20 protein-coding genes are annotated in these 18,118 nt (G+C 44.6%); 8 read left to right on the top strand and 12 right to left on the bottom strand.

Going from position 1 to position 18,118, the window contains the following annotated elements; translation table 11 throughout:
• Positions 1 to 53 precede the first annotated feature (53 nt).
• The 3 genes from AC1DXF_RS22810 to AC1DXF_RS22820 all read left to right on the top strand — a co-directional run bounded on the left by AC1DXF_RS22810 (position 54) and on the right by AC1DXF_RS22820 (position 1,263).
• Positions 54 to 296: a MoaD/ThiS family protein gene (locus AC1DXF_RS22810; protein ID WP_147052456.1), complete on the top strand. Its 243-nt coding sequence runs from the start codon at positions 54 to 56 to the stop codon at positions 294 to 296.
• A 110-nt stretch (positions 297 to 406) separates the two neighbouring features.
• Positions 407 to 844, top strand: a complete 438-nt coding sequence (locus tag AC1DXF_RS22815) for a GNAT family N-acetyltransferase (protein WP_477451008.1) — start codon at positions 407 to 409, stop codon at positions 842 to 844.
• Positions 841 to 1,263 carry a molybdenum cofactor biosynthesis protein MoaE gene (locus AC1DXF_RS22820; RefSeq protein ID WP_477451009.1) on the top strand — a complete coding sequence of 141 codons (423 nt, stop codon included), beginning with the start codon at positions 841 to 843 and terminating at the stop codon, positions 1,261 to 1,263. Before AC1DXF_RS22815 ends, AC1DXF_RS22820 begins: the two co-directional genes overlap by 4 nt.
• 189 nt (positions 1,264 to 1,452) lie before the next feature.
• Here AC1DXF_RS22820 and AC1DXF_RS22825 read toward each other — a convergent pair whose 3' ends face one another.
• The 5 genes from AC1DXF_RS22825 to moaA all read right to left on the bottom strand — a co-directional run bounded on the left by AC1DXF_RS22825 (position 1,453) and on the right by moaA (position 6,678).
• Positions 1,453 to 2,502 carry a ThiF family adenylyltransferase gene (locus AC1DXF_RS22825; RefSeq protein ID WP_477451010.1) on the bottom strand — a complete coding sequence of 350 codons (1,050 nt, stop codon included), beginning with the start codon at positions 2,500 to 2,502 and terminating at the stop codon, positions 1,453 to 1,455.
• Positions 2,499 to 3,689 carry an NTP transferase domain-containing protein gene (locus AC1DXF_RS22830; protein WP_477451011.1) on the bottom strand — a complete coding sequence of 397 codons (1,191 nt, stop codon included), beginning with the start codon at positions 3,687 to 3,689 and terminating at the stop codon, positions 2,499 to 2,501. The genes AC1DXF_RS22825 and AC1DXF_RS22830 overlap by 4 nt, the downstream gene beginning before the upstream one ends.
• Positions 3,670 to 4,140, bottom strand: a complete 471-nt coding sequence (gene moaC, locus AC1DXF_RS22835; protein ID WP_477451012.1) for a cyclic pyranopterin monophosphate synthase MoaC — start codon at positions 4,138 to 4,140, stop codon at positions 3,670 to 3,672. Before moaC ends, AC1DXF_RS22830 begins: the two co-directional genes overlap by 20 nt.
• A 219-nt stretch (positions 4,141 to 4,359) precedes the next feature.
• The gene (locus tag AC1DXF_RS22840; protein ID WP_477451013.1) at positions 4,360 to 5,559 is read right to left on the bottom strand and encodes a molybdopterin molybdotransferase MoeA; all 1,200 of its coding nucleotides are present in this window, start codon (positions 5,557 to 5,559) and stop codon (positions 4,360 to 4,362) included.
• Positions 5,560 to 5,688: 129 nt separating this feature from the next.
• Positions 5,689 to 6,678 carry a GTP 3',8-cyclase MoaA gene (moaA, locus tag AC1DXF_RS22845; protein ID WP_477451014.1) on the bottom strand — a complete coding sequence of 330 codons (990 nt, stop codon included), beginning with the start codon at positions 6,676 to 6,678 and terminating at the stop codon, positions 5,689 to 5,691.
• Positions 6,679 to 6,886: 208 nt separating this feature from the next.
• On the opposite strand from moaA, the gene AC1DXF_RS22850 reads away from it, so the two are divergent.
• From AC1DXF_RS22850 to AC1DXF_RS22860, 3 genes are read left to right on the top strand one after another with little or no spacing between them, the layout of a single operon-like run.
• Positions 6,887 to 7,363, top strand: a complete 477-nt coding sequence (locus tag AC1DXF_RS22850; RefSeq protein ID WP_477451015.1) for a hypothetical protein — start codon at positions 6,887 to 6,889, stop codon at positions 7,361 to 7,363.
• On the top strand, positions 7,360 to 8,511 hold the full coding sequence (locus AC1DXF_RS22855; protein ID WP_477451016.1) for an XdhC family protein: 1,152 nt from the start codon (positions 7,360 to 7,362) through the stop codon (positions 8,509 to 8,511). Before AC1DXF_RS22850 ends, AC1DXF_RS22855 begins: the two co-directional genes overlap by 4 nt.
• A gap of 18 nt (positions 8,512 to 8,529) precedes the next feature.
• The gene (locus tag AC1DXF_RS22860; protein ID WP_477451017.1) at positions 8,530 to 9,117 is read left to right on the top strand and encodes a nucleotidyltransferase family protein; all 588 of its coding nucleotides are present in this window, start codon (positions 8,530 to 8,532) and stop codon (positions 9,115 to 9,117) included.
• A gap of 102 nt (positions 9,118 to 9,219) precedes the next feature.
• On the opposite strand, the gene AC1DXF_RS22865 is transcribed toward AC1DXF_RS22860, so the two are convergent.
• On the bottom strand, positions 9,220 to 9,663 hold the full coding sequence (locus AC1DXF_RS22865) for a KTSC domain-containing protein (protein ID WP_477451018.1): 444 nt from the start codon (positions 9,661 to 9,663) through the stop codon (positions 9,220 to 9,222).
• Between the two features lie 477 nt (positions 9,664 to 10,140).
• Here AC1DXF_RS22865 and AC1DXF_RS22870 point away from each other — a divergent pair, with 477 nt between their 5' ends.
• Positions 10,141 to 10,908 (top strand): DUF4382 domain-containing protein, encoded by a 768-nt coding sequence (locus AC1DXF_RS22870; protein ID WP_477451019.1) that lies wholly within the window; start codon positions 10,141 to 10,143, stop codon positions 10,906 to 10,908.
• A 129-nt stretch (positions 10,909 to 11,037) separates the two neighbouring features.
• Here the strand turns inward: AC1DXF_RS22870 and AC1DXF_RS22875 are convergent, their stop codons facing one another.
• The 5 genes from AC1DXF_RS22875 to AC1DXF_RS22895 form a co-directional block, all read right to left on the bottom strand.
• The gene (locus AC1DXF_RS22875) at positions 11,038 to 11,385 is read right to left on the bottom strand and encodes a DUF6717 family protein (RefSeq protein WP_477451020.1); all 348 of its coding nucleotides are present in this window, start codon (positions 11,383 to 11,385) and stop codon (positions 11,038 to 11,040) included.
• 223 nt (positions 11,386 to 11,608) lie between these two features.
• On the bottom strand, positions 11,609 to 13,534 hold the full coding sequence (locus AC1DXF_RS22880) for a gliding motility-associated C-terminal domain-containing protein (RefSeq protein WP_477451021.1): 1,926 nt from the start codon (positions 13,532 to 13,534) through the stop codon (positions 11,609 to 11,611).
• Positions 13,535 to 13,720: 186 nt separating this feature from the next.
• On the bottom strand, positions 13,721 to 14,896 hold the full coding sequence (locus tag AC1DXF_RS22885) for an aldose epimerase family protein (RefSeq protein WP_477451022.1): 1,176 nt from the start codon (positions 14,894 to 14,896) through the stop codon (positions 13,721 to 13,723).
• A 39-nt stretch (positions 14,897 to 14,935) separates the two neighbouring features.
• Positions 14,936 to 15,994 carry a UDP-glucose--hexose-1-phosphate uridylyltransferase gene (locus tag AC1DXF_RS22890; protein WP_477451023.1) on the bottom strand — a complete coding sequence of 353 codons (1,059 nt, stop codon included), beginning with the start codon at positions 15,992 to 15,994 and terminating at the stop codon, positions 14,936 to 14,938.
• Between the two features lie 224 nt (positions 15,995 to 16,218).
• Complete coding sequence (locus AC1DXF_RS22895) at positions 16,219 to 16,701, bottom strand: hypothetical protein (RefSeq protein WP_477451024.1); 483 nt, start codon at positions 16,699 to 16,701, stop codon at positions 16,219 to 16,221.
• A 231-nt stretch (positions 16,702 to 16,932) separates the two neighbouring features.
• Between AC1DXF_RS22895 and AC1DXF_RS22900 the strand changes: the two genes are divergently transcribed.
• Positions 16,933 to 17,652: an RluA family pseudouridine synthase gene (locus AC1DXF_RS22900; RefSeq protein ID WP_477451025.1), complete on the top strand. Its 720-nt coding sequence runs from the start codon at positions 16,933 to 16,935 to the stop codon at positions 17,650 to 17,652.
• Between the two features lie 32 nt (positions 17,653 to 17,684).
• Here the strand turns inward: AC1DXF_RS22900 and AC1DXF_RS22905 are convergent, their stop codons facing one another.
• Positions 17,685 to 17,867, bottom strand: coding sequence for a hypothetical protein (locus AC1DXF_RS22905; protein ID WP_477451026.1), 183 nt, complete (start codon positions 17,865 to 17,867; stop codon positions 17,685 to 17,687).
• Between the last annotated feature and the right edge of the window lie 251 nt (positions 17,868 to 18,118).

Raw genomic sequence — 18,118 nt, forward strand, 5'->3', positions numbered from 1 at the left:
ATTAATTTACCATAGCCCGCTATTTCTATCCTATTTTGCCCTAATTTTGGGGTATGAAGATCAATGTATTGGCATTTGGTGTTACAAAGGAGATATTTGGCAGCGGACTGGTGAGTTTGGAGCTTACAAATGATGCTACTATTTACAATTTAAAATATGCGCTGGAGCAGCAGTACCCCCGTTTAAAACAACTGGCATCGTACATGGTGGCTGTGAATAACGAGTATGCTTTGCCGGGAGATACCATTCACGAACGGGACGAAATAGCTATTATTCCCCCGGTGAGCGGAGGGTAGGTTTGGAACTACGTTTTTTGGGGGAGATATCTTTTCTACCCGAAAACCAGCCATATATTTTTTTTACTTGCCTTTTATTTTTACTTCTAAGATCGATTGCCGTCAAAAACATGAACATCAGGAAAGCCACCTTAGCAGATCAGTCTACGTTATCAAACTTACTTACCCAGCTGGGCTATCCCAGTACTGAAGAGTTTTTGATGGCAAATTTAGAACGAATGCTGGGCCAGCCGCAATCGGAGGTTTTGGTTTATGAGTTGGATGGCAAAGTTTTGGGCTTTATAGCTTTTGATTTTTTGACTCAGTTGGTAGTTAAGGGTGATTTTGCACGGATAAGCTGTTTTGCCGTAGATGAAAATGCCCGTGGCTTGGGAGTTGGCAAGGCCCTGGAAGAGTATTTTACCGATTTAGCGATAGCAAGGAAATGCGACCGGATTGAAGTACATTGCCATTCCCGCCGGATTGACGCGCACCGGTTTTATTACCGGCAGGGTTACCAGGAATCGCCAAAATATTTAATGAAATCATTAGCCGACCGACACGCATGAGCAACACGCAAATAATATTATCCGCAGAAACCCTGGATATTCAGGCTTGTATCAATTGGATCATGTCGCCCGAATCTGGAGGGATAGATGTGTTTATTGGAACGGTACGCAACGCTACCAAAGGCAAGACTGTGCTAAAGCTCGATTTTGAGGCCTACGAACCTATGGCCATCACCGAAATGCAAAAGATAGCCGGCCAGGCTTTTGATAAGTGGCCTGTACAAAAAATATTGATCCACCACCGCACCGGCGAATTAAAGGTTGGCGAAGTGCCGGTAGTCATAGCCGTATCCGCCGCGCACCGGGATGCTGCATTTGATGCCTGCCGTTACATTATAGATACCTTAAAGCAAACTGTGCCTATCTGGAAAAAAGAAGCTTTTGAAGATGGAGACGTTTGGGTGGCTGCGCATCCTTGAGGAAGGCTAAAGGCTAAAGGCTAAAGGCTAAAGGCTAAAGGCTAAAGGCTAAAGGCTAAAGGCTAAATAAGCCCCAAATTCTAACCCCGAAAGTCTAAAAAAAAACTATTTATTTTGACCATACAAGATTCGTGTAATTCGAAAAAATTCGTGCTATTCGTGTAATCAAAATTCGTGCAATTCGTGTAATTAAAATTCGTGTAATCCGCCTTCTAACGACCATACATCGGCTTCGGGGATTTTTTTTAGGATCAGCTTTACTGCTTCACCACTCCTTTTACCGGTGGCGCAATAAAACACTTTTGTGTTGGTACCTGCAAAATAAGGCAGGTAGCTTTCCAATTCATCCAGGGGCATGTGGGTACCGCCTATATCATAGGCATCGCGCTCTTGTTCGGTACGTACGTCAATCAGTTCTATAGTGCTATCTTCCTCCATCCGGGTTTTAAGTTCGTCAGCAGTAATGGTGGGGATATTAACCGTAGTTGCCAAACGCCTGATGTTGGTTTTGGTGACCGATCCTATCTTAATGATGCGGCTTTGCATGCTTTGTGCATCAAAAATCAATACTTTACCTGCCAGTAACTCGCCGGTTTTGGTAATGTATTTTATCACTTCATTGGCTTGCATACAGCCAATTATGCCGGCCAGGGTTGGTATCACCCCACCTTCGGTACAATTAGGAATTTGGGTAGCATCAACCTGCGGGAACAGATCGCGGTAATTGGGCGAACGCTGCTGATCTTTACAGGGCACGTTCCACACAGCAACCTGGCCTTCAAACTGGTAGATAGCGCCGTAAACCAAGGGTTTCCCGCTTATTACACAGGCATCATTTAATAAATATCGCGTCTCGAAGTTATCGGTACCATCCACTACAATATCATATTGGCTAACAATTTCCAGTACGTTGTCAGATGTGATCTTGTTTGTATAAGGCACCAGTTTTACGCCGGGGTTTTGCTGTTGCAAACGTTGGCAGGCCAAAACAGCTTTCTGCATGCCCACGTCGCCTGGTGTGTACAAGATCTGCCGGTGCAGGTTGCTGATGGAAACTACATCAAAATCGGCAATACCTATTGTTCCTACACCTGTGGAGGTAAGGTATTGCGCTGAAGGGCAGCCTAATCCGCCTGCCCCCACTATCAATACTTTGGCTTGCTGCAAAAGCTGCTGGGCGGCTTCGCTGAAACCCGGTAAGGCTATCTGGCAGCTGTATCTTAAATCATTATCGGTCATAAGTTGGCTGCTAATTTTTGGTGAATTACCCTTTTTACAATCTCCATCTCTTCAGGCGTATTCACGTTGGTTAACGCTTCTGGCTCGGGTGCATTTAACAGGGTGATATCAGTATTGATCAATACCTTCCGCGGGCAGGAATACCCCTGTGCCAGGAACGATAATAGTATTGGATAACTCTTAGGCTCCCAGATAGCTATCAACGGCTCAGGAAATTCGGTAACAGGGCTATGGTAAGCGGTAGCAACTGACGAGCTATTGCGCCAGGCCACCAGATTGCGTAAAGAGGCATCGTCCATTAAAGGCAAATCACAGGCTATTACCAGCCAGGCGCTATCTGGGTTTTCCCTGAAAGCAGATAATATCGCCCCGTACGGGCCAAGCCCGGTAAAGGTATCCTGCAAAACCGGGTACGGCTCGTCGGTTTCAGCCAGTTGGCCTTCCCTGTGCGATATAAATACCTGGTTACAAAATGGCTGTAGCATATCGGCCATGTGATACCGTTGCGGCTTGCCATGCCAGTTAATATTGCCTTTATCAACGCCCATGCGCAGACTTTGGCCGCCCGCGAGTACCAGGCCATTTAGTACAGGTCTGGCTTGTTTCAGGTTAGCTTCAAAAAATGCTATGATCTTGTCCCGGTCGGTTAATTTATAAACCGGAATTTGCTGCCAGCAGGGAATGGTTTCCTTTATAAAATCAAAAAGATCATCGCTGTTATCGGCCAGCAGAAACAGCTGTACGTTGGTCAATTGCTCAACTCTTTTTTGCAACGATGCTTTTTTATTGATATCGATAATAACTACCTGCGCTTTGGCCTGCTGATGGTTACCGTTCACCAGTACCACATCGGCATTGGTAAATTGCTGTTTAAGCTGGTAGGGCATCAGCGGGTTTTGAAAGTTGAATTGCTGGTAGTTCACCTGGTCGCTATAATCCAAAATGGCGCCGCTCGCCAGGCGGCCCGGAACCAAAGTAATATCATCATTGTGCGATGTATCTGCATAAGCACATTTATATGTTGACGATAGCGCTGCTATCACATCGTCGGCCAGTAGTTTGATAACCGTACATGGCCCGCCAACAATGGCCCATTCATTACGGCCAAAACTACCTATGGCCGGCCGCACCAGCTTAGCATGCTTTTTATGCTTTTTTTCGGGCTGGTTATGCTCGTTTAAAATCACGTTTACCTCCTGTTTTTGCTATCAGTTTGGTTTCTTTTATCACAATATCGTGGCTCATGGCCTTGCACATATCATAAACAGTAAGCGCCGCTACAGATGCGCCAACCAGTGCCTCCATCTCGATACCTGTTTTAGCAGTTATGCTGGCTGTACATTCTATCACAACTTCCTGTTGTTCGTTCACCTGCACGGTAACGCTGCAATTATCCATTCCCAGCGGGTGGCAAAGCGGAATAAGGTCGCCCGTTTTTTTGGCAGCCATGATGCCCGCGATGATTGCTGTTTGAAATACCGGCCCTTTTTTGCTGATCAGATCACCATCTGCCAAATGCTGCAAAACTTCATCTGGAAGCACCACAATGCTGCGTGCTGTAGCTGTGCGGTGTGTAACCTGCTTTGCAGATACATCAACCATGGATGGGTTGCCTTGTTTATCTATGTGGGTTAACATTGCTTTATTGGGATTACACTGATTTTTTGAGTGATTTTACCGATTTTTTTGATTTTGTCTGAACCGGGATTCGTTGGATTTATCAGATTTTTTGGATTTTAAGTTTTCTCGTCCTGAAATAAGTTACACTTATTTTCTTTATTCCTATTAGTTGTTTACAAATTCAATCTGATAAATCTGTTTAATCCGAGTTCAGACAAAATCGGTGAAATCGTTTTCCTATCGGTGAAATCTATATAATCTAAACACTTCTCCTTTTTTAAAATCATTCCTTTCCAGGGGTAATTCTAAAAATGCTTCGGTATCTGCTAAGTTAGCAAAATCGCCCGAACCATTTCCTTCAACGGGCGATGCCATCAGTTGGCCCTGGGTATTGCTATGCAGCTTTACCTGCAAATAGTATTGCAAAGCTGGCTCAAACTTAAAATCTTTATCTAAAACAGCGTAAACCGGCAATTGTTGAGGCAAACCCAAAGTAGCTTTTAGCCACGTTAAAAAATACCTGTTCAGGCACATAAAGGTCGCTACCGGATTGCCGGGGAAAGCGAAAACCAATGCCTTATCCTGGTATTGGCCAAACCAAAACGGCTTGCCCGGGCGCTGGGCCACTTTGTGAAATAGCTTTGTTACCTGCAAATCATCCAACGCCTGGGGGATATAATCAAACTTGCCCATGCTGATACCGCCGCTTAGCAACAGCACATCATAATTTTGCAGGCAGTGTTGTATCTGCGTTTTGGTTATTTCAGGATCATCCGGGATGTGCAAAACATCCGGCTGTAAGCCATGCTGCTGTAAAACCGCCTTAACGGTGTAGCTGTTTGATTTACGGATATGGTATGGCGATGGCATTTCATCCACATTTACCAATTCATCGCCCGACGATATAATTACAACTCTTGGCATCTTCTTAATCAACAGATGGGTTTTCCCGACCGAAGCCGCCACGCCGATAATTGCCGGTGTAATTACCTGGCCGGCTAATGCCAGCACCTCCCCCTGTCTTTTATCTATACCCTGCACGTGAATATTTTGCCCCCGCCTGATATTTTCTGCGTGAATGCCTGCCAAACCATCCTTTATCTCAACATCCTCGTACCGAATTATGGTATCTGCCGATGCCGGTAACACCGCCCCGGTCATAATCTCGATGCATTCGTTCGGTTCATCAATCTCCACAGGTTCATCGCCCGCGGCCTGGGTTGCCTTTATGTGGAATGTATCGACACCATTTTTTATAGCTGCGTAGCTTACCGCTATGCCATCCATGGTTACCCGGTTAAAGGGAGGCAGGTCGCGGTCGGCTTTGATATCTTCTGCCAATACTTTACCCAGGGTGTGTTCAAAAGTGACGGTTTCGTTGCCGTAGTCCCTTAACCGGGTCAATATTAGCTTTTCGGCTTGTTCAACAGTGGTCATTTTTATAGGCTTTTTTAGCTTAAAGCTGAAGGCAGAAAGCCTAAAGCTTACTTGTACTTCAATATAAATAAACCAGCGTATTGGCTGATTTTTTTGCTTTGGGCTTTCTGCCTTAAGCTTTCGGCATTTTCACCCTCCAATAGTAGCCATCGATTCATGGATTCCGGGATGCACAATACGTTTTTTTTCGGCTTCCCAACCGTCTGCGGCACGATTGCCGAAGGCATTCAGTAAAACAAGTTTAAGATCATCTTCGCTTGTTCCGGCGCGCATCAGGTCCTTAATATTTAATCCGCCATCATCATATAAGCAGGTTTTCAGTTCGCCTTGCGGGGTTATCCTGATACGGTTGCAGGTACCGCAAAACGTACGCGAGTACGCAGCTATGATGCCAACGGTACCTTTGTGCCCCGGTACCTGGTAGTTATAAGAGGTGGAATAAGCCGGATCGCCTATCTTCTGTATCTGTGGATACTTCGTTTTGATCTCTTCCAGTATCCGTACGTAATCCCATTGCAGGCCGTTATATAAATGGCCGTCGCCGTTAAAAGGCATTTCTTCAATAAACCTTACGCTTACTGGTAAATCTCTGGTCATCTCTACCAGCGGGATAATATCCTGGGTGTTTTTGCCATCCATTACCACAGCATTTATTTTCACCTCAATATCATGTTGCAACAAAGCCTCCAGCGCAGCCATTACATTGGCAAACTCATCGCGGCGTGTAATAGTAAAAAAACGATTGGCATCCAGCGTATCCAGGCTCAGGTTTACCGATCGTACACCTATTTTCTTCAGTTCCGGCACGTAGGGAGCGGTTAATACGCCATTGGTAGTGAGGCTTAACTCCTGCAAACCATCCAATTTAGATATCGAAGTAAGCAACTGCATAATATCCTTGCGTACAAAGGGTTCGCCGCCGGTTATCCTGATCTTTTGGATGCCCATTTTCACCAGCAGCGCGCAGGCTTGCAGCATTTCTTCGTAGCTCATGAGCTCTTTACGCGATAGCCAGTTCAGCCCATCCTCGGGCATGCAGTAAAAACAGCGCAGGTTGCATCGGTCTGTAACTGCCAGACGCAGGTAATTGATATTTCGGCCGTGGTTATCTGTTAACAAGTGAAAAAAATTTACTGCGTTTGTAATTTAATTAACAAATTTGATGTTTTTGAGTTTGATTGATCGTTACTGTAAAAGTAAAAATTACAAATTTGAACTTTGTGGTTTAAATGTACTTTTTTGTTGGAGGAAAATTGATGATATTCAACAATCGTAACGTATTTTATCGTTATATTGATTTGTGCGTACCCTTACCTAAAGCATACACATGAAAGCAGTCATCTTTTTATTTTTAATGGTAAGCGGTTTTTTGTTGAGGCACTACAATGGACCGCGAATAAATAGAAACGCATCCGTCCACAACATTGACACCTCAGGTTACCATGAGCCGGAGATTCTTTCTATCATCAATTTGATTGCAACACCAGAAAAATATGATGGAAAAAAAGTAAGAATTGTAGGATATATAACTTTATACTTTGAGGGAACAGCTTTATTCTTGCACAAAGAGGATTTGAATAATGTGATAACAAAAAATGCTGTTTGGATAGATATTTCGCGACTGGCAATAGATAGTTTAAAAAAATACAATAATCATTATGTAATAATCGATGGTATATTTAATAGCCACATGAATGGACATATGGGTGTGTACAGCGGCAGCGTCAAAAATATAACGTGGTTAGAATTGTGGCCCCCCGATACCCAAACAACTATAAAAAAGCGTAAACGAATTAGACATTGAAAGAACTTAAAGATATCATAACCGCGTTTGATGTAGCGCATAATGCAGGCCGGCAAACCGCGCTGGCTACCGTTGTACATGTAGAAGGTTCATCCTATCGCCGCGCCGGCGCCCGCATGCTCATCACCGAAGACGGGCAGCTTACCGGCGCCATTAGCGGCGGCTGCCTGGAGGGCGATGCCCTGCGCAAAGCCCGCCTGGTGATGGCCCAAAACAAACCCATGCTGGTTACCTACGATACCACCGACGATGACGACGCCAAGTTTGGTGTTGGCCTGGGCTGCAATGGCATTATCCACATTATGATTGAACCTATTTTTGCTGATAGGCAGGACAACCCCATACAGCTATTTAAACAATTTTTAAGCAAACGCGAACCTGTGGTACTCATCACCCTGTTTACTATGAACGATAAACAGGCCCCGCAGCCAGGCACGTGCTTATTGTTGAATAAGGACGAAGAAATAACCGGCCAATTCCCCGATGAGGCTATTAAGGACGCCCTGCTGCAAGATGCCAAGCATGTTTTGGCCAATGGTAATTCGGTTACCAAAACCTATTTATATGGCGATAAGTTTACCTGCTTTATTGAGTTGATGCAGCCCACCGTATCGCTGGTAATATTTGGCGCCGGTAACGATGCTATCCCGCTGGCGCAGATTGCCGCTGCACTGGGCTGGATAATTTACCTGGTAGATGGCCGCGCCAACTATGCAGTTCCTGAACGGTTCCCACAGGCGGGCAAAATCACCATATCCAAACCGGAACATGCTTTACAATATGTAAAAATAGATGAGCGTACTGTAATTATTTTGATGACACACAACTATAATTACGATGCCTGCGTATTAAAGCAGCTACTGCCGCTCAGCCCCTCCTACATCGGGGTACTGGGACCCAAAAAACGATTACAAAGAATGTTGGACGAGTTTGCCGGTGAAGGCATAACAACCACCCCGCAGCAATTGGAAAGCGTATTTGGGCCAGCGGGTTTGGATATAGGATCTGAAAATGCCGATGAAATTGCCCTCTCTATCATTGCCGAAATGCAGGCGGTGCTAAAGGGCCGCACAGGAACATCGCTACGTTATAAAACTACTATCCATAACCATGTGCCGCAGCAAATTGTACATCAACATATGCCGTAACCAAACTGAAGAAAACGAATGACGGGGATAATCATACTGGCTGCAGGCTCATCAAGCCGTTTCGGATCGCCAAAACAAAACCTGGTTTACCAGGGCAAAACATTATTGCAACGCGCTATACAAACCGCTTTAACTTCGGCCTGTTGCGATTGCGCGGTAGTAGTGTTGGGCGCCAACGAAGGCCAGATACGCCCCAACATATCCGATCAGCAAATTAACATTATTTATAATCCCGACTGGCAGGAAGGCATGGCTTCGTCTATCCGCCTGGGGATAGCTCAACTGCTTTACTTAGAGCCCCTGGTTACCTCAGCAATCCTGATGCTTTGCGACCAGCCCTTTGTTGACCCACTGCTGCTTTACCAGTTAACGGAGCGCAAAACCGAGAACGATTCTGGCATCGTAGCCTGCGAATATAAAAACACACTGGGTGTACCCGCTTTGTTTGATAAAAAGTATTTCTTACAATTAATGAAACTAACAGGCAGCGAAGGTGCCAAAACCGTAATCAATGCCAACCCGGAAGATGTCATGTCGGTACCGTTTAGCCTGGGAGCCATTGATATTGATACCATAGAGGATTTTGAACGGTTGAACCGGGGATGAAATCAATGTTGCAAGTTATATGTTGTGGGTTGTAAGTAGAGAACCCACAGCCAAAACATACAACACACAACATACAACTTATAACATTCAACTTTCAACCAATTACGCTGTAGCTACCAGCCTGCTTACGCTGCGGTAAACGTACTCATTGTAAATATGCCTGCGGGCAAATCGTCCCGGCGAATCGGCATTAATTAGTTTTACATAAACTGCTTTGGGTACATCAAAGTACTCATATTCGTTACCATCCAAAAACGTAATCTTCAACACCTGCGATTTATATTCAAAATCGGCAATGTTTGATAGCGTGGTAGTGGCCGTGTATTCGGTTAACGATTGCGCACGGGTTTCGGGCGCTATGCTTACCAAAAAGTGGTAGGCTTCAATAATGGTTTTGCTTTTTTCTTCCGCCTCAACCCTGCTCTCGTCCTGGTATTTATCCGGATGCCAGATTTTCATCATGTTGCGGTAGTTGGATTTTAATTCCTGTAGTTCTGCAGCTTCGGTAACGTCTAAAAGCTTCCTGTAGTCGACAATTTTTTTCATTGCATTAGTTTTATTTTATCGTCGTTGAAGCTAAAAGCATGATAATTAAACGCTTTGTTTTCAAGAAAATAATGGCGCGAAGGTACACTTTTTACCGCACAATTTATAGCCCCGGCCGCGAAATGATTTTAGTTTGATTTGGGCTTAACAATTAAGTCACATACGCCCTGCCCGTCCCGATTTGAGAAAAGGCCGTGGAGCGCAGTTTTTCTGTCGGCAAAACTGGTCACCTGTACCTCATCGCACCAATGTAAACTTTTGCGTACAGGCCACAAAGGCATACAATAGCAGTATCATCGGGGAGAAATTGTGCAGATAACAGGTCAATAACCCGCGAAACTTTATGCCTGCAATATAATTTAGCCCCATTCTGTAACCAACATCCCCTATTCATCGATACATTGTGCCATTTCGTCGGCACATTACCCGGCAAGGCACCGGTTTTGAATGTTGGCTTATACACTAAAATAATACATTATGAAAAAGTTACTTTTATTTGCCGCTGTACTAAGCCTATCGTTCTTTTCCTGTAAAAAGGACAGCAGCAACAGTGCAGGCGGCACATCGCACGTGACCGTGAAGATGACTGATGCCCCCGGCGCTTTTGATGCCGTTATCCTAAATGTTAAAAGCGTAGTTATAGTTACCGACAAAGGGGAAAATACACTTGATGTAAACGGCGGCCCGATAGATATCCTAAGATTTAGGGCGGGTAAAGATACCGTACTTGCTGCCCAGGACATTCCGGCCGGCACTATTCAGCAAATAAGGCTGGTTTTAAACGACTCAGGCAATCGGGTGGTAGTAGCTGGCGTATCTTACGACCTGACTACCCCCAGCGGACAAACATCGGGCGTAAAGCTGAATGTACACGATAATTTAACCGCGGGTGTAGCCTATACCCTCCGTTTAGATTTTGACGCGGCGCAATCAATAGTATTAACCGGAAATGGCAAATACATATTAAAACCGGTAATAAGGGCAATACCGCAGGCCGTTTCGGGTGCGTTAAGCGGCGTAGTATCGCCTGCCGCATCGTCCCCTAAAGTGTTTGCAATTACCGGCACCGATACCGTTGGTACTGTGGCCGATGCTACCGGAAAATTCTACTTTTCGGGCCTGGCAGCGGGTACATACAACGTACAATTTGTACCGGTAAGCCCGTATGTTGCAAAAACTGTTACCGGCGTTACCGTGGTAAACGGTTCGGTAAAAGAAATGGGGACAGTAACTATTACCCAGTAACTGTTAAGTTAATAGTACTAAGTTTTGAGTTCTAAGTCAAAAGTTAAATTTATTCTCTTTTGACTTAGAACTTTTGACTTTGGGCTAAAGACTATCTGCCAATTTATCGTTGACACGACACTAATTACTTTACACCTTCCCGAAATAAATAACCTCCGGCAATTTACCAAACACAAACTCGGTAACGCCGCAAAGCCACATTTTTTGATTGAGTTCTTCGCCGTTGTATTGGGCAAGCAGGTAAATACCACCGCCTACATGGTCGCGGTAATCTTCAACAAGTTGAAGCGGGGTAGCGTTTTCAAAAGGCTCTTCGGCCAACTGCAGCTCTACTTCGCGGGCACCCTGGCCAACGTAGTCAAGCATAATGTCGGCGCCTTCAACCATTTCCAGTTCGGCGTGCACGCCTTGCCAGTCGGGCAGGTCAATATACCAGCGGTTAGTGGGTTCTTTAATAAATTTATAAGTAACGGGCATGGGAGTAAAGTTAGCGATTTTACAGCTTAAAACTCATCAACCTCTTTCTACTCCGCAATCTCATCAGGAATATTACAAGATCAGAAGCTAAAGGGACCATGCATTTAAGCAGACCATGTTGATTACGTAGTACTCAACTCCCAATTGTACACCGACCGATACCTCTAACACTCCCCCAAAGTCTTGATACTTGATACTCTCTACTTGATACTTCCTCGATACTTTAATAAACCACCACCACATATCCCGACCTTACCGCGCTGCCATCCTTCAAATCAATAATGTAATAATAGGTACCGGCCGGAAGTCGCCTGTTTTTATAGGTGCCATCCCACGGGCGGGCGTAGCCCGTGGAGGTGAAAAGCTTTTGGCCGTAGCGGCTAAATATGCTTACAGTGCATGTGGCAAACTCATCGAGGTGCAAGATGTTCCATACATCATTTACACCGTCGTGATTAGGGCTGATAGCGTTGGGGATCAGCACATCAAACGGCAACACCTTTACTGTCAGGCTATCGGTGGCGGTGCAGGTGTTTTGGTTTTGTACCGTGAGGGTGTATTTGGTAGTTACTGTTGGAGTGGCTATAGGGTTGAGTATGCCGGGGTTATCAAGCCCGGTGGCGGGGCTCCATTGCATGCCCAGGATATCGCCGGCAGCGGTGCCCCTTAGCTGAATAGCATCTCCCTGGTGAATGGTCACGTTGGGACCTGCATCAACCATGGGTTGCGGCAAAAGGGTTACTGTAAGGGCGTTACTTGTAGCTGTAGGCATACTTAGACAAGGTGCGTGAGGAGTTAGCTGGCAGGTTACTACATCGCCATTGGTAATGCTGCCGGTAGTAAACGTGAAGCTGTCGGTACCGGCATCTGCACCGTTTATCCGCCATTGAAAGCTGGGCTCTTTGCCGGCGTTTACAGCTGTTGCTGTAAAGGTAACGGGCACACCAGGGCATACATTATTTACCGATTGGCTGATGCTTACAGAGGGGACTATCGGCGTAATAAAACTTACCTTAATACTGCCGCCGCTACAACCGGCTACCCCATTGGTAGCCATTACAGTATAGGTGGTTGGCTGCGATGGGGCCACGGTAATAGATGGCGTGGTTTCGCCGGTTGACCATTTGAGGGCGACAGGCGTTTTCTCGACAGTTGCTGCGATGATAAACATGCGCTGGCCGTTGCCGCCATGATCATTTACCACAATGCTGTCTATCCGGGTTGGGGCGGGCATCTGGATGCGCACGTTATCCAACCGGTTTTGCCGGTTGGGCGATAGCCAGGCGTTGGTAGTGGTAGTATTATTAATTTGGTTGGTAAACTGGGCGGCGTTATAGTCACGAATGTCCTGGTTGCCTACAAGGTCTTTTTTGTACACTTCGGCACCGTTTGCCCAAAAACTTACGCTTACGTAGGATGCCGGGCCCGGTGCACCATAGTATGTATTGGCCAGCAGGTTGATGGCTACGGCGCCGTCCTCGTTAACAGGGATAAAAAGTTTACGCGGGTCGGGGCCGGTGGCGTAGATGGCGTTCCAACCGGTGTAGGTATTGCTCCAGGGATACAGGATATAGGGAACGCCGTTGAAGGTGACATTTCCGGTTGGGCAGTTAACAAATTGCAACCCAAAAGTATTGGTAGAGATATTGAAATTGAACTGGTTGGAAAAATCAACCGGTTTATATTTGGCATAGGCGGCACCCGATACGTCGGCCTGGAGCACCATAGTGCTGCCCGGGCAAATAGCGGTATCATGCTGTACAATAGCGGGTGGCGACAGGATAGTCATGGTGAGTGCATTACTATTGGTGGTGCTTAAGGTACCATTGGCATCGGCGGCGGTGACACGGCATCGCACCACATCGCCATTAACAAGGGCGCTGCTGGTAAATTTATTTTGATTGGTCCCCACGTTACCGCCGTTTACCTGCCATTGGTATACCGGCAGGGCGCCAGCATTGGCAACTACCGCGGTAAAGGTAATAGGCTGCCCTACGCAGCCACTTGTTGGCTCCGAACTGATGGTGACCAGTTGCGCGTTACCCTTTGCGGCGAGTACCAATTGAAATATGCACAACAAAACCAACCAAAGGCAATGCTTTGTACGTAACCGTTGCTTTAATAATCGGGTTGGCAATAAAGGGTTCATTGTTGGCTGGTGGAAAGATACGGCATAGATTTGAGATGTGAGATATGAGATTTGAGACAAAGATAGGTTAGGTGTTCCTGGACGTTGAGAAACATAAGCAGATCGGTTTGCGGGGCTGCATGGTCTGGCGAAAAAAAAGACCCTGCCAATTGACAGGATCTTTCAAAATATCTAAAAGCTACAAGCTTATTTTACAACCGTAAATTTATACAGCGATTGGGTTTTATAAGTTTCGCCTGGTTTAAGTTCGGTTGATGGAAATTGTGGCTGGTTTGGCGAATCGGGGTAGTGCTGGGTTTCCATGGCAAACGAGGTACGGAATTCATCTTTAACACCGCGTTTCATGGCGTTTTTGGCCTGCATAAAGTTACCACTGTAAAACTGCATACCGGGTTCTTCAGTATAAACTTCCATTTTAATACCGCTTTTATCGCCAATTACCGTAGCAATCGGGGTTGTGATATCGTGTTTGTTAAGCACAAAGTTATGATCGTAGCCTTTGCCGTTTTTTATTTGCTGGTTGTCGTCATTAATGCGTTTGCCAATGGTTTCGGGTTTGGTAAAATCAAACGGCGTACCTTTTACAGGCTCAATTTTGCCTGTTGGGATTAAACCTGCATCAACAGGGATATAGCTATCGGCGTCAATTTGTACCAAATGATTAAGGATAGTGCCGCTGCCTTCGCCGTTCAGGTTAAAAAAGGCGTGGTTGGTTAAGTTAACTACCGTTGTTTTATCGGTGCGGGCTTCGTAAACGCATTTAAATTCGTTGTTATCGGTAAGGCTGTAAACAACCCTCACCGTAAGATTGCCGGGGAAACCTTCTTCCATATCTTTTGACAGGTAAGTAAGCTCGAGGGTAGTTGAATCTATTTGTCTGGCATCCCAAACTACGCTTTGATAGCCGTTTTTACCGCCGTGCAGCATATTTGGGGTGTTGTTGATGGATGATTGATAATCTTTACCATCAATTTTAAAATGGCCTTTGGCAATACGGTTGCCGTAACGGCCGATGGTTGCGCCATAATAAGGCTCGGTTGATTTTTCGAAACCTTCTACGCTTTCATAACCTAAAACCACATCGGTAAGTTTACCATCCTTATCGGGTACCAGCAGGCTTACAATACGGCCACCATAATTGGTAAATGTGGCGATAACGCCGTTTTTGTTTTTAAGGGTGTACAGGTGGGTTTGTTTGCCATTGATGGTTGATTCAAATGCAGCAGCGAATGATTTGGTGCTATCCGTTTTTGTGCTATCCGTCATGTTGGTTTTCTGTTGGGTTGATGGTTGGTTACAAGCTGCCAAAGATAGGCAAGCCGGTACCATAATTAATGATAGATTTTTAAATAAGTGATTCATAAATAGGTGGTGTATTGGTTGGCTTAAAAGTAATGCTTTTTACGCTCCTTTCGCTTTGTAATGAATTTCGCTTAAACCACGCAGTTTTTCGGCAGCGTATTCTGCAGTAATATCGCGTTGCGGGTTGGCCAGCATCTCGTACCCAACCATAAACTTTTTAACCGTTGCCGAACGCAGCAGCGGTGGGTAAAAATGCATGTGCCAGTGCCAGTAAGGGTGTTCGCCCATATTAACCGGCGATTGGTGCATGCCTGCCGAATAAGGGAACGAGGTTTCGAACATGTTATCATACCTCACGGTAAGCCTTTTAATGGCATCGGCAAGGGCGTCTTTTTCTTCATCTGTAAAATAAAGAATGCTGGTAACATGCCTTTTGCTGATGATCATGGTTTCATAAGGCCAAACCGCCCAAAACGGTACCAGCACCACAAAATGATCGTTCTCAAAAATAACACGTTCCTGCCGTTTAAGCTCAAGCGCCAGGTAATCGCCAAGCAGGCTGCGGCCTTTTTGCTCAAAATGAGATTTTTGCTGTTGCGTCTCCTTAGCTACCTCAACCGGGATGCTGTTTTGCGCCCAGATTTGGCCATGCGGATGCGGATTGCTGCAGCCCATAATGTCGCCCTTATTCTCAAATATCTGGATATGTTTTATCCATGGATATGATGCCAGGTTTTCAAATTCAGATTGCCAAACATCAACCACTTTACGAATCTCTGTAGTTTCCATTTGTGGCAACGTAAGGTCATGCCGGGGCGAAAAGCTGATAACGCGGCAAATACCTTTCTGGCTGTTGGCTACCAATAATTCATCGTCGTTTAAGCCGCCATCGGGTGTATTTAATAGCAACGACGAATAATCATTAGTGAAAACGAAGCTGCCTTTGTAATCGGGGTTCTCGCTGCCATCAGCGCGTTTGTTGGTTGGGCAAAGATAACATTGGGGGTCGTAAGCGGGGCGGTCGTTAGCTTGTGTAGCTTCCACTTTACCCTGCCACGGGCGCTTGGTTCGGTGCGGTGATACCAGGATCCAATCGCCGGTTAAAATATTTAAACGACTGTGCGGATGCTCTTTAAGATCGAAATTATTAGTTTCCATTGTGTTATTATCCAGGTTTTTATTGGCTATGGCAATTGGTTATTGCTTTTGATTTTTCAAAAGTAAAAAAATAAATGTAAATGTTACATTTAAAATAAAAAAGATTGCTCTGCTCCTCATAGCTCTGCGTACAGATAAGTTTAAGACACTTTGAGCCAGGCGTATTCATAAAAAAAGCGATGAGTTATTATCCCATCGCTTTCATTTCAAATAGTTGATCAAGCTTACTTAGCAGCTACCGTTTTTTTCTTTGCTTTGGTAACTCCCTTTGCTGTTTTTGCAACGGCTGCTTTTTTAATGCCGACAACGGCATCTTCAGCTTTAGCCGAGATGGCTTTAGCTTTTGTTTCGGCCTTGGTTTTTACATCAGCAGCTTCTTTTTTTGCAATTGCTGTTTCAGTTTTTGCCTTGGCCGTAATTTCTTTTGCTTTCTCGCTGGCCTTAAGTTTTACCGTGGCTGTCTCTTCATTTGCCTTATCGGCAACCGCAGTTGCTTTTTTATTTATAGCGGCTTTTGCATCAACAACCTTTTTAACATCGGTTGCTTTTTTTGTGGTTGCTTTTTCTTTAATATCTTTCAATTTATCCCCGGCCGCTTCCTTTACATCTTCGGCCTTATCTTTGGTACCCTCCCACAAATGTTCAATTGTTTCTTTAATCTTCTCAAAAAATCCTTTTTCTTCGGGCTCGGTTGCATTGGTGTCCATGTTGTTTTTTTTAGTTTGATTGCTGATGAGTGATAAAACAAATTCTATTCCATCGTTAATCTACCTAACGGATTACCCTTAAATTCAAGATCATTGTACTTTTTTAAGGCCATTTAAGAAATCGTCTGAATATCCGTTTAATACCCCACCTATGGCCTTGCTATTTAAAAATTCGAAGACAGGCATGGTATCATTATTATAAACCGTATTTTTGCCGGCTATAGTTAAAATATGAAGTTTCCGAAATTTGCCGACCTGATACTATTTGAAAACGATGATGTGATTGTAGTTAACAAGCCCCCTTTTTTGAGTTCGCTCGACGAGCGCGAAGGCGGCGAAGTAAATTTACTGCGACTGGCTAAAGGCTATTGGGAAGATGCACAAATTTGCCATCGGCTGGATAAAGAAACGTCGGGAGCGCTTATCATCGCTAAAAACCCGGAGGCTTACCGCATGGTATCTATGCAGTTTGAAAAACGCCAGGTTAAAAAAGTGTACCACGCCGTTATTGATGGCACCCATACTTTTGATAATTTATTGATTGACCTGCCGATATTAAACGTAGGCAAAGGCAACGTAACTATTAGCAGGCAGGAAGGCAAGCGTGCCGAAACCTGGTTTCAATCGCTAAAATACTTTAAGCATTATACTTTGGTGGAGTGTCGCCCGGTAACAGGCCGTATGCACCAGATCAGGATTCACCTGGCTACCCAAAGGGCTTCAATAGCCGGCGACGAAATGTACAAGGGTGAGCCTGTATTTCTATCTAAAATAAAAAGGAAATATCATTTAGGGAAAGACCAGGAAGAATTACCGATCATGAAACGCTTTGCCTTGCATGCTTATGAGGTTACTTTCAAAATAAACCCTGGGACAGAAGTCACTATACATGCCCCCTATCCCAAGGATTTTGAAACGCTGCTGAAACTACTAGAGAAATTTGATAGTTAATTTCTCGAATGTTATCAGCATAGCTACCGCTATTATCTTGGAGTAGTTGTATCCTTTGCGGTAATTAATCTTAATGGTGTGGTTGTATCTTTTTTAGCAGAAATAGATAATTCTTTTTTGGTTATGCTTTTAGATACCGGGGTCGCATTTTCTTTTTTACAAGAAAAGTAGCCCATGGCAATGATTGCCATGCATAAAAACGTAATTTTTTTCATAATTTTAAAACTGTTGACAATAATAGTCAAAATAAACATGTTAATCAAATAAATATTCAGAACAGTATCACCTATGGCCAATCTTAATTCATTAACCTGAAATATTTCATTATAGTTAACCTAACAATCACCTCCCACTGATTTTGAGGCACATACATAACAATGTATCTTATTATATATTTCCTCATAAATAAATCATTATACGTTACCCCACCCACAAAGGTTAAACATTATTATAAATTCTTGACATT

It is taken from the genome of Mucilaginibacter sp. P2_A5, from assembly GCF_056404995.1.

Bases quoted from the DNA above. Each gene is read 5' to 3' on its own strand.
- AC1DXF_RS22810 (WP_147052456.1), top strand. From the start codon at position 54: ATGAAGATCAATGTATTGGCATTTGGTGTTACAAAGGAGATATTTGGC.
- AC1DXF_RS22815 (WP_477451008.1), top strand. From the start codon at position 407: ATGAACATCAGGAAAGCCACCTTAGCAGATCAGTCTACGTTATCAAAC.
- AC1DXF_RS22820 (WP_477451009.1), top strand. From the start codon at position 841: ATGAGCAACACGCAAATAATATTATCCGCAGAAACCCTGGATATTCAG.
- AC1DXF_RS22825 (WP_477451010.1), bottom strand. From the start codon at position 2,502: ATGACCGATAATGATTTAAGATACAGCTGCCAGATAGCCTTACCGGGT.
- moaC (WP_477451012.1), bottom strand. From the start codon at position 4,140: ATGTTAACCCACATAGATAAACAAGGCAACCCATCCATGGTTGATGTA.
- AC1DXF_RS22840 (WP_477451013.1), bottom strand. From the start codon at position 5,559: ATGACCACTGTTGAACAAGCCGAAAAGCTAATATTGACCCGGTTAAGG.
- AC1DXF_RS22850 (WP_477451015.1), top strand. From the start codon at position 6,887: ATGAAAGCAGTCATCTTTTTATTTTTAATGGTAAGCGGTTTTTTGTTG.
- AC1DXF_RS22860 (WP_477451017.1), top strand. From the start codon at position 8,530: ATGACGGGGATAATCATACTGGCTGCAGGCTCATCAAGCCGTTTCGGA.
- AC1DXF_RS22865 (WP_477451018.1), bottom strand. From the start codon at position 9,663: ATGAAAAAAATTGTCGACTACAGGAAGCTTTTAGACGTTACCGAAGCT.
- AC1DXF_RS22870 (WP_477451019.1), top strand. From the start codon at position 10,141: ATGAAAAAGTTACTTTTATTTGCCGCTGTACTAAGCCTATCGTTCTTT.
- AC1DXF_RS22875 (WP_477451020.1), bottom strand. From the start codon at position 11,385: ATGCCCGTTACTTATAAATTTATTAAAGAACCCACTAACCGCTGGTAT.
- AC1DXF_RS22880 (WP_477451021.1), bottom strand. From the start codon at position 13,534: ATGAACCCTTTATTGCCAACCCGATTATTAAAGCAACGGTTACGTACA.
- AC1DXF_RS22885 (WP_477451022.1), bottom strand. From the start codon at position 14,896: ATGAATCACTTATTTAAAAATCTATCATTAATTATGGTACCGGCTTGC.
- AC1DXF_RS22890 (WP_477451023.1), bottom strand. From the start codon at position 15,994: ATGGAAACTAATAATTTCGATCTTAAAGAGCATCCGCACAGTCGTTTA.
- AC1DXF_RS22895 (WP_477451024.1), bottom strand. From the start codon at position 16,701: ATGGACACCAATGCAACCGAGCCCGAAGAAAAAGGATTTTTTGAGAAG.
- AC1DXF_RS22900 (WP_477451025.1), top strand. From the start codon at position 16,933: ATGAAGTTTCCGAAATTTGCCGACCTGATACTATTTGAAAACGATGAT.
- AC1DXF_RS22905 (WP_477451026.1), bottom strand. From the start codon at position 17,867: ATGAAAAAAATTACGTTTTTATGCATGGCAATCATTGCCATGGGCTAC.